Genomic DNA, 13,556 nt, shown 5'->3' with positions numbered 1-13,556 from the left:
AAAAAAAGGGTAGCAGCGCTACCCTCGAAGATTGGTGAGAAGCTCATTTCGCGCTGAGTGGGGAACGATCCACTTAACGTATAGTCTGTCCATGCTTCCCGACAATCGAGAGGGCAGGCGATCCCGCCCCTGTCGTTCTAATTAGTTAAGAGCTTTATCGTTGGGGGCTTTGAACAGCGCTTTCATGTCGTTAGAGAGTTCAAAGTTCATGTTGAGATTTTTTGGTGGGATCGGGTTCTTGAACCACGTATCAAACCATTTTTCCGCTTCACCCGATGTCTGTACCTGAGCAATGGTGTCATCGATCAGTTTCTTGAAGTCGGCGTCGCCTTTACGCAGCATGCAGCCATAGGCTTCTTTGGACTGCGCTGTGCCGACGATTTCCCAGTTATCCGGTTTTTTGGCTTTTGCACGTTCGCCCGCCAGCAGAGCGTCATCCATCATGAACGCGACAGCACGGCCACTTTCCAGGGTACGGAAAGAGTCGCCATGATCTTTTGCACTGATGATGCGCATATCCATTTTCTTCTCGTCGTTCAGTTTGTGCAGCAGCACTTCTGAGGTCGTACCGGAGGTGACTACAACCGCTTTCCCTTTCAGGTCAGCAAAATCTTTGATCTCGCCGCCTTTTTTGGTCAGCAGACGCGTACCGACCACGAAGATGGTGTCGGAGAATGCCGCCTGTTTCTGACGCTCAAGGTTGTTGGTGGTGGAACCACATTCAAAATCGAAGGTGCCGTTTTGCAGCAGTGGAATACGGTTCTGTGAGGTGATAGGGATGAGCTTCACCTGCAGGTCAGGTTTGTTCAGCTTTTTCTTCACTGCGTCAACGATAGCGTTGGCGTAATCCTGTGAATAACCCACGACCTTTTGCGTGTTGTCGTAGTACGAGAACGGGACAGATGATTCACGGTGACCGACCACGATCACGCCGTTTTTGGCAATCTTGTCGAGAGTGCTTCCTGCAGCCGGAGCGTCTTCAGCGTGTACGACGGCTGCGGACATTCCCATAACCAGCATTGCTGTGGCCAGTTTACGTAATTGCATACCCAACTCCTTTCTTATTCAGCGCCAGTGACGCATTGATACCCATTGTGATGTTGTTATATCTCGCGCTATGCGCGAGCAGTGTTATGCAAGCTTGTTAGCATTTAGTTTGGCTTAATGTAAAGATTTTGCTGCGTTATTGTTTATTTTTGCGAAGCGCGCCGCACCATTGTGAGGCAATAACCTTACAATGCACCGTTTCGGTGCTGGCGATGATCGGTACTGGTGCGACAGGGTTGCACGTTAAGCCAAACCGCGTTTGCGTAAGTGAATAAAGCAATAGGCGTGCCAGAAATGGCCCTCTCCATATTAGAGAGGGCCAGGGTGAGGGGGTTATCTACGACGTTGACGAAGGCTCATCAGCAGCGCGCCAAAGCCAAACAGGGCGCTCAGGATCCATAGCGGCCAGTTACCGGTACGGGCGTATGGCGTCATGCCCGTGGTTGGAGTGACTTTTGTGGTCAGCACGTCTCGCGTGAATTGAGGGATCATGGCCTGAATTTCACCCCGCGGACCTATCACGGCGGTGATGCCGTTGTTGGTACTGCGTAGCAGTGGGCGGGCCAGCTCAAGAGAACGCATACGCGCCATCTGGAAATGCTGCCATGGGCCAATCGATTTGCCAAACCACGCGTCGTTAGAAATGGTGAGCAGGAAGTCAGTATCCGGACGGAAGTTATCGCGCACCTGTTCACCGAGAATTATCTCGTAGCAAATGGCCGCCGTCAGAGCAAAACCCTGTGCATGCAGCTGCGGCTGAACGTAAGGACCGCGGCTGAAGGACGACATCGGCAGATCAAAAAACGGGGCCAGCGGGCGCAGAATCGATTCCAGCGGGACAAACTCGCCAAAAGGAACCAGGTGATTCTTATTGTACCTGTTGGCAGAGCTGTAGCTGTATTCGCTGCCTTTGCCGAGGGTGATAATAGTGTTATAGGTATCATAACGGTTCTGCTGATTCAGACGCGCATCCACAATTCCGGTAATCAGCGTGCTGCCGTGCGCGCGCAGAAGGTTGTCCATCATGTTCAGGAAGGGTTGCTGCTTTATTTCCAGCTCCGGGATCGCCGACTCCGGCCAGATAATCAGCTGCGATTTGCCCATCACCGTTTCGGTGGCATCCGCGTAGATTTTCAGCGTGTTCAGCAGCTCATTCTCATCCCACTTCATCGACTGCGGGATATCGCCCTGCACCATCGAAACCTGAGTCGCGCGTTCAGGTACCAGGGTATACCACTGGAGGTAACGCAGCGGGAAGGGCAGGGCAAACAGCACCAGCGCCACAATCAGCGGCCGCCAGTTACGCGTGACCAGGGCCAGCACCAGCAGGCCGCTGACCACCATCATCAGGAAGTTAATCGCTTCGACGCCCATTATTGGCGCCAGGCCTTTCAGCGGCCCGTCAATCTGGCTATAGCCGAACTGCAGCCACGGGAAGCCGGTCAGAACCCAACCGCGCAGGAACTCGGTTATCTGCCAGACCACTGGTGCCGCAATGGCGACGCGAAGCCAGTTGGTTTTTGGCCACAGGCGCGAAAGAATGCCTGCAAAAAGGCCGGTATAAAGCGAGAGATAGGCGGCGAGCAATACCACCAGGGAGACGTTAACCGGACCCGGCATGCCACCAAACTGGGCGATGCTGACGTAAACCCAGTTAATGCCAGAGCCAAACAGCCCAAGCCCCCAGAAGTAGCCGATGGTTGCGGCCTGAACGGGGCGGCGGTTCAGGGTTAACCCCTGTAGCCCCATCAGCGAAAGGAGAGCGGCAGGCCAGATGTCATAAGGAGAAAAAGCCAGCGTACCGCTGGCTCCGAGTAAAAGCGCCAGCAGCAAACGGACGCGCTGGCGTTCAAGTAATGAGGCAAATGCCATTTACATTAATCTTCCAGTTTAGGCACCGGTGAGTCGTCCGGCGTTCTGACGTGAACCTGAATAATACGTCGGCTGTCGGCCATTGCGACCTTGAACTGGTACCCATCGATCTCAACGGTTTCGCCGCGAGCCGGAAGGTGACCAAAGGCCTGCATCACCAGACCGCCAATGGTATCAACCTCTTCATCGCTGAAGCGGGTACCAAAGGCGTCGTTGAAGTCTTCAATTGACGCCAGCGCGCGCACGGTCCAGGTATGACGGCTTAACTGACGGAAGTCGATATCCTCTTCTTCGTCATACTCATCTTCGATTTCGCCCACGATCAGTTCAAGAATATCTTCGATCGTGACCAGACCGGAAACGCCGCCAAATTCATCAATAACAATCGCCATGTGATAGCGCTGAGAGCGAAACTCTTTCAGCATCCGATCCACACGTTTACTTTCCGGCACAACCACGGCCTGGCGTAACACTTTTTCCATGCTGAAGGCTTCGGCATCGCTGCGCATGAACGGCAGCAGATCTTTCGCCATCAAAATCCCTTCGATGTGATCTTTATCTTCGCTGATGACCGGGAAACGCGAGTGGGCTGATTCGATAATGACATCGAGACACTCGTCCAGCGTCTGGTTACGTTTCAGGGTAATCATCTGCGAGCGAGGGATCATGATATCGCGGACGCGCTGGTCGGCAATGTCCATTACCCCTTCGAGCATTTCGCGCGTATCTTCGTCGATAAGATCGTTTTGCCCGGAATCACGAATCAGCTCCAGCAGTTCATCACGGTTTTTAGGTTCGCCGTGGAAAAGCTGGTTCAGAATGAGGGAGAAAAATCCCTTTTTACTGTTTGTCGTGTCGCTACTGTGTGAATTGTCGTCGCTCATGGCGTTTGTTAAGGGTTCTCTTGTTAGTTCAATGTTTACCACCGCGCGAAATCCTTGCGCGGCGGCATGTTAGTCGTCGAATGACGGACTATTCTTTCTCGGCAATGTACGGATCCTCATAGCCCAGAGCAAGCATTATCTCTGTCTCAAGCGACTCCATCTCTTCCGCTTCATCATCTTCGATATGGTCGTAGCCCAGCAGATGCAGGCTGCCATGCACTACCATATGCGCCCAATGGGCCTCAAGTGGCTTCTGTTGCTCTTTGGCTTCTTGTTCAACCACCTGACGACAGATGATCAGATCGCCCAGCAGCGGCATCTCTATGCCCGGCGGTGCTTCGAACGGGAAAGAGAGCACATTGGTCGGCTTATCTTTCCCGCGGTAGGTCAGGTTAAGCTCATGGCTTTCTGCATCATCCACCAGACGGACAGTGACTTCTGATTCTTCCTGGAACTGGGGGACAACCGCATCCAGCCATTTCTGAAACTGTGCCTCTTCTGGCATGCCGGAAATGTCCTCACAGGCCAGCTGTAAATCGAGGATCACCTGACTCATTTCGGTTCTTGCTCCTGCGCGTCGCGCTTACGTTCTGCTGCCTGTTCGGCCTTACGCTTTTGATCGGCCTCTTCCCAGGCTTCATAGGCGTTAACAATGCGTGCGACCACCGGATGGCGAACAACGTCCTCGCTGTGGAAAAAGTTAAAACTGATTTCATCAACGTTGGCCAGCACTTCAATGGCGTGGCGCAGGCCAGATTTGGTACTGCGCGGCAGATCTATCTGGGTGACGTCACCGGTTATGACCGCTTTCGAGTTAAAGCCGATACGCGTCAGGAACATCTTCATCTGTTCGATGGTGGTGTTCTGGCTTTCATCAAGAATGATGAACGCGTCATTCAACGTACGGCCACGCATGTAGGCCAGCGGGGCGACTTCAATGACGTTGCGCTCAATAAGTTTTTCAACTTTCTCAAAGCCGAGCATTTCGAACAACGCGTCGTACAGCGGACGCAGATACGGATCAACCTTCTGGCTTAAGTCGCCAGGCAGGAAGCCCAGCTTTTCACCCGCTTCAACCGCAGGGCGGGTCAGCAGAATACGGCGGACATCCTGGCGTTCCAGGGCATCGACCGCAGCGGCAACCGCGAGATAGGTTTTACCCGTACCTGCCGGGCCCACGCCAAAGGTGATGTCATGGTCGAGAATATTAGCGATGTACTGCGCCTGGTTCGGCGTACGCGGCTTAATGACGCCACGCCTGGTCTTGATGTTGATCGCTTTGCCGAAGTCCGGCACGCTTTCTGCGCTCTGCTCAAGCACGCGTGCCTCTTTAATGGCGAGGTGGATCTGTTCCGGCTCAATATCCTGCGTTTCTCCACGCATCGGGGCGGTATCGACGTACAGGCTACGCAAAATATCTGCAGCCGCGTTGACGCAGATAGGGCGTCCGGTGAGTTTGAAATGGTGATCGCGACGATTGATTTCGATCCCCAGACGTCGCTCCAGTTGTTTGATGTTGTCATCAAACGGCCCGCACAGGCTCAACAGTCGAGCGTTGTCTGCGGGCTCAAGGCTAATTTCACGCGTGTCTATGTTCAAACCGTTCCTCTTTGAGTGTTTTGTAGGCCAGGTAAACGTTATGCCACCGGGCATTATAAAACTGTCATTACCGAAATTATTTACGCCATGGAATAAAGGCGCAAGCATTGCTAAGCATATTGGGGATACAGGGAGGAAATACAAGGCCTGCCAGAAAGGCAGGCCAGAGGGATTATGGCTGGTAAATTCCCACGCCAGAGTCGTTTTCCTTGCGGGTCCGTGAAATCACGGATTCCGGGGACTGAGCGATACGCAGGCCCATTTCATCTTCGGTACGTACCCGTTTCCCGCGCAGCGAGTTGGTCAGGACTTCAACAATCTCAACGTCCACAAATTTGCCCACTAAATTCGGCGAACCTTCAAAGTTCACCACGCGGTTATTCTCGGTACGACCAGACAGCTCCATAATGCTCTTACGCGAGGTGCCTTCCACCAGAATACGCTGGGTGGTGCCGAGCATACGACGGCTCCAGGCGTTTGCCTGCTGATTGATACGTTCCTGCAGAATATACAAACGCTGTTTTTTCTCTTCTTCCGGCACGTCGTCAACCATATCCGCCGCCGGGGTGCCAGGACGCGCAGAGAAGATGAAGCTGTAGCTGACGTCGAAATTCACCTCGCCGATGAGCTTCATGGTGCGCTCAAAGTCATCGGTGGTTTCGCCAGGAAAACCGACGATAAAGTCGGAACTAATCTGAATGTCCGGACGCGCTTCACGCAGCTTGCGGATGATGGATTTATACTCCAGCACCGTATGTGGGCGGCCCATCAGGTTCAGTACACGGTCGGAACCACACTGAACCGGCAGATGCAGGAAGCTCACCAGCTCTGGGGTATCGCGATAGACATCGATGATGTCATCGGTAAACTCCATCGGGTGGCTGGTGGTAAAGCGTAGACGATCGATACCGTCAATTGCCGCCACCAGACGGAGCAGTTCAGCGAAGCTACCTGTCGTGCCATCGTAATTCTCACCACGCCAGGCATTTACGTTCTGGCCCAGCAGATTAATTTCACGCACGCCCTGCGCGGCCAGTTGGGCAACCTCAAACAGGATGTCATCACTCGGGCGGCTCACCTCTTCACCGCGGGTATAAGGCACGACACAGTAGGTACAGTATTTATTACACCCTTCCATGATCGAGACGAAGGCGGTGGGACCATCCGCGCGCGGCTCTGGCAGACGGTCGAATTTTTCAATTTCCGGGAAGCTGACGTCAACAACCGGACGGCGGTTGCCGCGAACCGAGTTGATCATCTCCGGGAGGCGGTGCAGCGTCTGCGGGCCAAAAATAATATCGACATAGTGAGCACGCTGGCGGATCAGCTTACCTTCCTGCGAGGCGACACAGCCACCGACGCCGATGATTACGTCAGGACGTTTACGTTTGATAAGCTTCCAGCGACCCAACTGGTGGAAAACTTTTTCCTGCGCCTTCTCACGGATGGAACAGGTATTGAGCAGCAACACGTCGGCTTCGTTCGCGTCGTCAGTCAGTTGATACCCGTGCGTGGCATCCAGCAGATCGGCCATCTTTGATGAATCGTATTCGTTCATCTGACAGCCCCAGGTTTTTATATGGAGTTTTTTTGTCATCGACTTGCTCATGCTCAGGATTGCAGGGCGCATATTGTAATGCTTTGGTGCGGTTGTGACCAGTATGAAGGTTGTCAACCTCATGTCCATTAAAATCCGGTAGACTTAAGGGATTCTGCAATAAGGAAAATTGACCATGACACTCCAACACACCGAAATTGCCGTAGTCGGCGGCGGTATGGTCGGCGGCGCACTGGCGCTAGGGCTGGCGCAGCAGGGATTTGACGTAACGGTCATTGAACAGGCTGCGCCTGCGGCATTTGACCCGTGCGCCAAACCGGACGTGCGTATTTCCGCCATCAGTGCGGCCTCCGTTGACCTGCTCTGCGGGCTGGGCGTCTGGGACTCGGTGCTTGCGATGCGTGCGCATCCTTACAGCCGTCTTGAAACCTGGGAGTGGGAAAATGCGCACGTCTCCTTTGATGCCGCTGAACTGAAGCTGCCGCGTCTGGGCTATATGGTGGAAAATAATGTTCTCCAGCTCGCGCTCTGGCAGGCGCTGGAGGCACATTCGAAGGTGACGCTACGGGTTCCTTCATCGCTCAAGGCTTTGCGTCATCAGCCGAGCGGATATGTGCTGATGCTCGATAATGACGACGAGATGGCCGTAAAGCTGGTGGTCGGGGCCGATGGTGCAAACTCGCAGGTCAGGCAGATGGCGGGGATCGGTATTCACGCCTGGCAGTACAATCAATCATGCATGTTGATCACCGTTCAGTGCGAAAAAGCGCCGGGCGAAAGTACCTGGCAGCACTTTACCCCCAACGGTCCGCATGCCTTTTTGCCGTTGTTTGATAACTGGGCGTCGCTGGTGTGGTACGACAAGCCGGCGCGTATTCGCCAGCTGCAGGGGCTTTCAATGGAGCAACTGCGCCGAGAAATAGCGCAGCATTTCCCGGCGCGTCTGGGAAATGTCACTCCGGTTACGGCGGGGGGATTCCCGCTGACGCGTCGTCACGCTTTGCACTATGCCCGTGAAGGGCTGGCGCTGGTGGGGGATGCGGCACACACCATTCACCCGCTGGCAGGGCAGGGGGTGAACCTCGGCTATCGTGACGTCGACGCGTTACTGGACGTTTTAAATAATGCGCGTAGCCATGGTGAAACCTGGTCCAGCCATCAGGTGCTGCAACGCTACCAGATGCGGCGTATGGCGGATAACTTCATTATGCAATCGGGGATGGATCTGTTTTATGCCGGATTTAGCAACGACGCGGGTCCGGTGCGCATTTTGCGAAACATTGGCTTGATGGCGGCGGAACGCGCCGGGGGTCTTAAGCGGCAGGCGCTGAAATATGCGTTAGGTCTTTAATTTTTGTTCCCTCTCCTGCGGGCGAGGGACGCACAAAAACAAAAAGCCCGCAGCGCGGGCTTTTTGTTACTGATTGGCTGGGGTGCAGGGATTCGAACCCCGGAATGCTGGTATCAGAAACCAGAGCCTTACCGCTTGGCGACACCCCAATTGCGTTAAACAAGCTGCTTAACGACTTTTTAAGTTGGCTGGGGTACGAGGATTCGAACCTCGGAATGCTGGTATCAGAAACCAGAGCCTTACCGCTTGGCGATACCCCAACAATTCTTTCTAGTCTATCAAATAACGCGATAGTTTACTAATTTGGTGGCTACGACGGGATTCGAACCTGTGACCCCATCATTATGAGTGATGTGCTCTAACCAACTGAGCTACGTAGCCAGTACTGCTTTCTTCGATGGCTGGGGTACCTGGATTCGAACCAGGGAATGCCGGTATCAAAAACCGGTGCCTTACCGCTTGGCGATACCCCAATACTGCGGAGAACCGCAAAATCGAAGAAATATGGCTGGGGTACCTGGATTCGAACCAGGGAATGCCGGTATCAAAAACCGGTGCCTTACCGCTTGGCGATACCCCATCCGTGCAACGCTTATATGGGAATGGTGCGGGAGGCGAGACTTGAACTCGCACACCTTGCGGCGCCAGAACCTAAATCTGGTGCGTCTACCAATTTCGCCACTCCCGCAAAAAAAGATGGTGGCTACGACGGGATTCGAACCTGTGACCCCATCATTATGAGTGATGTGCTCTAACCAGCTGAGCTACGTAGCCATCTTTTTTTCGCGTTACCTTATCGGCGTTGCGGGGCGCATTATGCGTATAGACCCTGGCAGCGTCAACACCTTTTTCAACGAAAATAACGTGAATGTGACTGTTTGGTTAGGTTGCGAACAGCATGACGGAATATTCGGCAAATATTCGTTATTCATCGATTTTCGGCACGCAAATGCGAGGCAAAATTAATCAGGCCCCGGAGGGCCTGATGACACGCTTTTTACTCACTTATAGGCAGACTGGTGAACGCCTACAGCACGTCCTGACGGGTCGTTCATGGATTTGAATGATTCATCCCATTCGATCGCTTTTGCGGAAGAGCAAGCGACGGACGGGCCGCCTGGCACACACTCTGCCGCACTTGGAACCGGGAACAGCTCTTCAAAGATCTCACGGTATAAATAGGCTTCTTTGGAACCTGGCGTGTTGTACGGGAAGCGGAAGCTTGCGGTTTCCAGTTGTTGATCGGAAACCTGTTTCGCCGCGACCTCTTTCAGGGTGTCTATCCAGCTGTAACCTACGCCGTCAGAGAACTGTTCTTTTTGTCGCCATGCAACACTTGCGGGCAGGTAGGATTCAAAACATTCGCGAAGAATATGTTTTTCCATTTTGCCGTTGCCGCACATTTTGTCCTGCGGGTTAATGCGCATCGCCACGTCGAGGAAGTTCTTATCAAGGAAGGGGACGCGTGCTTCCACGCCCCAGGCAGACATCGCTTTGTTGGCGCGGGCGCAGTCAAACATATGCAGCGCCTGCAGCTTACGCACGGTCTCTTCGTGCAGCTCTTTGGCGTTTGGCGCTTTATGGAAGTACAGGTAGCCGCCAAACACTTCGTCAGAACCTTCCCCGGAAAGGACCATTTTAATGCCCATCGCTTTGATCTTGCGCGACATCAGATACATCGGCGTCGAGGCGCGGATGGTGGTCACGTCATAGGTCTCGATGTGGTAGATAACATCGCGGATTGCATCCAGACCTTCCTGCACGGTGAAATGAATTTCATGGTGCACGGTACCGAGGTGATTTGCCACTTCCTGCGCCGCTTTCAGGTCAGGAGCCCCTTCAAGGCCAACGGCAAAGGAGTGTAGCTGCGGCCACCAGGCTTCTGAACGCTCTTGATCTTCCACGCGACGAGCGGCGAATTTTTTGGTGATTGCGGAAATCACGGAGGAGTCCAGACCGCCGGAGAGCAGTACACCGTAAGGCACGTCTGACATCAGATGGCTTTTAACGGCATCTTCCAGCGCCTGGCGCAGTTCGGCTTTATCCGTGACGTTTTCTTTTACCGCATTATAATCGAACCAGTCACGCTGGTAGTACTGGCGGATCTCGCCGTCTTTGCTCCACAGATAGCTGCCAGCCGGGAACTCTTTAATAGTACGGCAGACCGGCACCAGGGCTTTCATTTCTGAGGCGACGTAGAAGTTGCCGTGTTCATCATGGCCCATATACAGCGGGATGATACCAATAGGGTCGCGGCCAATCAGATAGGCGTCTTTTTCGCTGTCGTACAGGGCGAAGGCGAACATGCCCTGCAGGTCGTCAAGAAATTCAGGCCCTTTCTCCTGATACAGTGCCAGGATAACTTCACAGTCGGAACCGGTCTGAAACGCGTAGCAATCGCCGTACGCGGCGCGAAGCGCCTGATGGTTGTAGATTTCACCGTTAACAGCCAGCGCATGGGTTTTTTTATCGTTATACAGCGGCTGTGCACCGGCGTTGACGTCAACAATAGACAGACGTTCATGCGCCAGAATCGCTTTATCGCTGGCGTAAACACCTGACCAGTCCGGGCCGCGATGGCGCATCAGGCGGGACAGTTCGAGAGCCTTTTTACGCAGCTCGCCTGCGTCAGTTTTAATATCCAGTACGCCAAAAATTGAACACATAACCTTCTCCATTAACCCTGTTGCATTGTGATATTGCTTGCTTATGAAAATGCCGTAAAGGAAGAGGAGGCGCAAGGGGTCAGAAGGGTGTCATTGGAAAAATTCACTATTCATTGTTAAATAAAAAATAAAGCGTAACAAAAAGTACTGATAATTAGCGAATGTTCATTTTTTTTGGTTTTTTTTGATGTTTGTTTATTCTTAAGAGCCAGGCGTTGCGCGAGAAACCCGGTGCGTTGTTGGCACCGGGCTGCTGCAATGCGAACCTCAGAAATGGTAGTAAAGACCGATGCGGATTCGATTTTCATCCCTGTTCTCACTGGCTTTATCAAGCTGAGAAAGATCCACGTACGGCGTGAAATGATCATCGATTTTATAACTAACTGATAACGTATGTTCGAAGTTTTCCGTCGAACCATTGCCATAGCGGAAATCATCATCGCGCTTATGATAGGTAAAGTTGTACTCCATCCAGATCCTGTCGGTGACGTTCAGGTCTGCCCACAGGTTAATCTCCTGATTTGCATCCTCCGTGTAGTCACCGTAATAGTTATAACTTTCGTAATTGTTCTGGTTATAGCGATAGCCGCCAATCAGCATAAAGTTGTCCGTAACCTGAACGCCCAGCTTAATGTAGGGATCAAAGGCACTGCCGTTTGATCCCCAGTTGAAAACGAATCCTGGCCAGAAGAAAAGATGTGAAGCAAGAGGGATTTTATAATTAACCTCAGTTTCATTATAACGGTTATTAAATTCATCAAGCTTCTCGCCTTGGCCTGAAGTATTTTGAATGCTGAAATAAAGCGCATCATCTACCTTCATTCCATATTCTATTTTGGTCTGAAATTGCTGGCTACCTGTCATATAGGCTTCGCGAAAGTTTACCCATGAATCAGTAATTTCCATTGCTGATGCATAAGAACTGAATAATGCCAGGCATAAAGCCGCACGGAAAAAATATTTTTTATTCATTACGATTATTCCATTATTGATAAAAGTGTCGTTCTCCGATACCGCCCGCTTCGGATAATGGTGGCTAAGAATTTTTTTACGACCAGAGTTTTTCGTGGGGTAGCCCGGTAAGGGCATGAAGCACTTTTTTAGTTTCCGGATCGGTATTGGCTAATTGACCTCCTTCTTTCAGTCGCGCAACTTCTTCTTTAATTCGTTGATGATTTTCTTTGGATAATTTAAAGCGAAAGGCGATCACAGTGCTCACTAGCAACAGCAGGACGTTGCCGAAAAAGAACAGGCCAGTAATGCCATGAACGGTAAAGAGAGATTGTGTTGAGCTGGTGGCATCAAAATGAGCGAACTGAAGAACGGCACCAATAAGCATGCCAGCCAGTGCTGATGTGCTCTTCCGGGCTAGCGTCATCACTCCGGCAAAGAGGCCTTCGCGACGCTGGCGCGTGACCAGTTCGTCTACGTCAGGGATAAAGGGGTAAATATTCCAGATGATGTAGACATAGCCGCCTTTAAAAAACTGATAGACCAGCGAAGTGGCATACATGATGGGAATGATTGATAGCGGATGCCACAGATAAAGACCGCCGAAAACAAAAAATGACATCACACTTACGATCAGACAGATTTTCAGGCATCGAGTTTGTCCGTAACGGATAACCGCCCATGCCATGAGCGCATTGCTCCAGCCGGTTAAAAAGATGCCAATCGCCAGCAGGTTTGAGGCAAGAATGGCATCACCCTTCAGGGAGTAAATAATGAAGTAAATGAAAACGGTATAGAACAGATCTAATGAGGTAAACGAAAGAATATACATTGTAAGATGCTGACGGAAACAGCGGATGCGCAAAGTCGAGGCCATATCGCAAAAGACCGATTTCAGGCTAAACCTTTGGGCGGGTTTAGGTACGTCTTGTGGTTGTTGTTTTCTCTCCCAGGTGGTGGACCAGGTTATGAGTAAGGCAAACATAAAGATGATGGAGAAAATCACCCCATTAATGAAAAAGACTTTACTGTCAGACGTGCCGAAATGAGCAAACAAGCGGCCGGGAAGGAAGGTTGCAAGCCAGGTGCTAAAACCACCATAAAATAGCCGAATTGCAGACAGAATGCTGCGCTGTTTATAATCGTCAGTCATCTCTGAGGCCAGTGTTTCCCAGGGAATAATCACCAGAGCGGCGATGATTTCAACGGCAATATAAACGATTAAATAATAGATCCATGGCATGCCGGGGATCCACAGCAGCGAGAATACGTATACCAGAAAGGCGCCAGCCAGTAGAAACAGCCGACGGCGACCGAAACGTCTCCCCAACCTGGTGTTACCAATATTGTCGGTGATATAACCCACACAGGGGCTGACAAACGTGTCAATGATTTTAGCGATAAAAAGTATCGAGCCTCCTTGAATGGGTGTTAACCCTGCAAAATTGGTAAAGAAATACATCATCCAGGCGGCAATGATGGCAAATGCCCCGCTGGAAAATAAATCTGTCATGCCATAGCCAACGTAGGTTTTAATTTTTATTGCGACAGGGGTATCCATAGACTTTCTCCTGAAAGTACGGTGTTATTCCTGAATTCACTTTTCTGCCGATGATTTGGCAGTATTA

General features: G+C 51.8%; 10 protein-coding genes and 7 tRNA genes. 1 reads left to right on the top strand and 16 read right to left on the bottom strand.

Features of this window, described 5'->3' with window-relative positions:
• Nucleotides 1-141: 141 nt before the first annotated feature.
• From NL510_RS16370 to miaB, 6 genes are all read right to left on the bottom strand, one after another.
• Nucleotides 142-1,047, bottom strand: coding sequence for an amino acid ABC transporter substrate-binding protein (locus NL510_RS16370; RefSeq protein WP_253378161.1), 906 nt, complete (start codon nucleotides 1,045-1,047; stop codon nucleotides 142-144).
• Nucleotides 1,048-1,380: 333 nt separating this feature from the next.
• On the bottom strand, nucleotides 1,381-2,919 hold the full coding sequence (gene lnt, locus NL510_RS16365) for an apolipoprotein N-acyltransferase (RefSeq protein WP_253378159.1): 1,539 nt from the start codon (nucleotides 2,917-2,919) through the stop codon (nucleotides 1,381-1,383).
• A gap of 5 nt (nucleotides 2,920-2,924) precedes the next feature.
• Nucleotides 2,925-3,803, bottom strand: coding sequence for a CNNM family magnesium/cobalt transport protein CorC (corC, locus tag NL510_RS16360; protein ID WP_253384966.1), 879 nt, complete (start codon nucleotides 3,801-3,803; stop codon nucleotides 2,925-2,927).
• A gap of 88 nt (nucleotides 3,804-3,891) precedes the next feature.
• Nucleotides 3,892-4,359, bottom strand: coding sequence for an rRNA maturation RNase YbeY (gene ybeY, locus NL510_RS16355; protein ID WP_253378157.1), 468 nt, complete (start codon nucleotides 4,357-4,359; stop codon nucleotides 3,892-3,894).
• Nucleotides 4,356-5,402, bottom strand: coding sequence for a PhoH family protein (locus tag NL510_RS16350; protein WP_253378154.1), 1,047 nt, complete (start codon nucleotides 5,400-5,402; stop codon nucleotides 4,356-4,358). The genes ybeY and NL510_RS16350 overlap by 4 nt, the downstream gene beginning before the upstream one ends.
• A 172-nt stretch (nucleotides 5,403-5,574) precedes the next feature.
• Complete coding sequence (gene miaB / locus NL510_RS16345) at nucleotides 5,575-6,999, bottom strand: tRNA (N6-isopentenyl adenosine(37)-C2)-methylthiotransferase MiaB (RefSeq protein WP_253378152.1); 1,425 nt, start codon at nucleotides 6,997-6,999, stop codon at nucleotides 5,575-5,577.
• A 136-nt stretch (nucleotides 7,000-7,135) separates the two neighbouring features.
• Here miaB and ubiF point away from each other — a divergent pair, with 136 nt between their 5' ends.
• Nucleotides 7,136-8,311, top strand: coding sequence for a 3-demethoxyubiquinol 3-hydroxylase (gene ubiF / locus NL510_RS16340; protein WP_253378151.1), 1,176 nt, complete (start codon nucleotides 7,136-7,138; stop codon nucleotides 8,309-8,311).
• A gap of 74 nt (nucleotides 8,312-8,385) precedes the next feature.
• Here ubiF and NL510_RS16335 read toward each other — a convergent pair.
• The 10 genes from NL510_RS16335 to NL510_RS16290 form a co-directional block, all read right to left on the bottom strand.
• Nucleotides 8,386-8,460, bottom strand: a tRNA-Gln gene (locus NL510_RS16335).
• 36 nt (nucleotides 8,461-8,496) lie between these two features.
• Nucleotides 8,497-8,571 (bottom strand) — tRNA-Gln (locus NL510_RS16330).
• A 44-nt stretch (nucleotides 8,572-8,615) separates the two neighbouring features.
• Nucleotides 8,616-8,692, bottom strand: a tRNA-Met gene (locus NL510_RS16325).
• A gap of 17 nt (nucleotides 8,693-8,709) precedes the next feature.
• Nucleotides 8,710-8,784 (bottom strand) — tRNA-Gln (locus NL510_RS16320).
• A gap of 32 nt (nucleotides 8,785-8,816) precedes the next feature.
• Nucleotides 8,817-8,891 (bottom strand) — tRNA-Gln (locus NL510_RS16315).
• A 23-nt stretch (nucleotides 8,892-8,914) separates the two neighbouring features.
• Nucleotides 8,915-8,999: transfer RNA gene (locus tag NL510_RS16310), tRNA-Leu, on the bottom strand.
• A 9-nt stretch (nucleotides 9,000-9,008) separates the two neighbouring features.
• Nucleotides 9,009-9,085, bottom strand: a tRNA-Met gene (locus NL510_RS16305).
• Nucleotides 9,086-9,312: 227 nt separating this feature from the next.
• Complete coding sequence (gene asnB / locus NL510_RS16300) at nucleotides 9,313-10,977, bottom strand: asparagine synthase B (RefSeq protein ID WP_253378149.1); 1,665 nt, start codon at nucleotides 10,975-10,977, stop codon at nucleotides 9,313-9,315.
• Between the two features lie 267 nt (nucleotides 10,978-11,244).
• A complete protein-coding gene (locus NL510_RS16295; protein ID WP_253378146.1) occupies nucleotides 11,245-11,949 on the bottom strand; it encodes an oligogalacturonate-specific porin KdgM family protein in 705 nt (234 codons plus the stop codon).
• A gap of 76 nt (nucleotides 11,950-12,025) precedes the next feature.
• The gene (locus NL510_RS16290; RefSeq protein ID WP_253378145.1) at nucleotides 12,026-13,489 is read right to left on the bottom strand and encodes an MFS transporter; all 1,464 of its coding nucleotides are present in this window, start codon (nucleotides 13,487-13,489) and stop codon (nucleotides 12,026-12,028) included.
• Between the last annotated feature and the right edge of the window lie 67 nt (nucleotides 13,490-13,556).

The sequence above is a fragment of the unidentified bacterial endosymbiont genome (assembly GCF_918797525.1).
In the GTDB taxonomy this organism is placed as follows: Bacteria; Pseudomonadota; Gammaproteobacteria; order Enterobacterales; family Enterobacteriaceae; genus Enterobacter.
Note: the sequence above shows the minus strand (reverse complement) of the source record. Positions and strands in the feature narration are given on the sequence as shown.

Coding starts and splice junctions, on each gene's coding strand:
- corC (WP_253384966.1), bottom strand. CDS start 3,803: ATGAGCGACGACAATTCACACAGTAGCGACACGACAAACAGTAAAAAG.
- ybeY (WP_253378157.1), bottom strand. CDS start 4,359: ATGAGTCAGGTGATCCTCGATTTACAGCTGGCCTGTGAGGACATTTCC.
- asnB (WP_253378149.1), bottom strand. CDS start 10,977: ATGTGTTCAATTTTTGGCGTACTGGATATTAAAACTGACGCAGGCGAG.
- ubiF (WP_253378151.1), top strand. CDS start 7,136: ATGACACTCCAACACACCGAAATTGCCGTAGTCGGCGGCGGTATGGTC.
- lnt (WP_253378159.1), bottom strand. CDS start 2,919: ATGGCATTTGCCTCATTACTTGAACGCCAGCGCGTCCGTTTGCTGCTG.
- NL510_RS16295 (WP_253378146.1), bottom strand. CDS start 11,949: ATGAATAAAAAATATTTTTTCCGTGCGGCTTTATGCCTGGCATTATTC.
- NL510_RS16370 (WP_253378161.1), bottom strand. CDS start 1,047: ATGCAATTACGTAAACTGGCCACAGCAATGCTGGTTATGGGAATGTCC.
- NL510_RS16290 (WP_253378145.1), bottom strand. CDS start 13,489: ATGGATACCCCTGTCGCAATAAAAATTAAAACCTACGTTGGCTATGGC.
- miaB (WP_253378152.1), bottom strand. CDS start 6,999: ATGACAAAAAAACTCCATATAAAAACCTGGGGCTGTCAGATGAACGAA.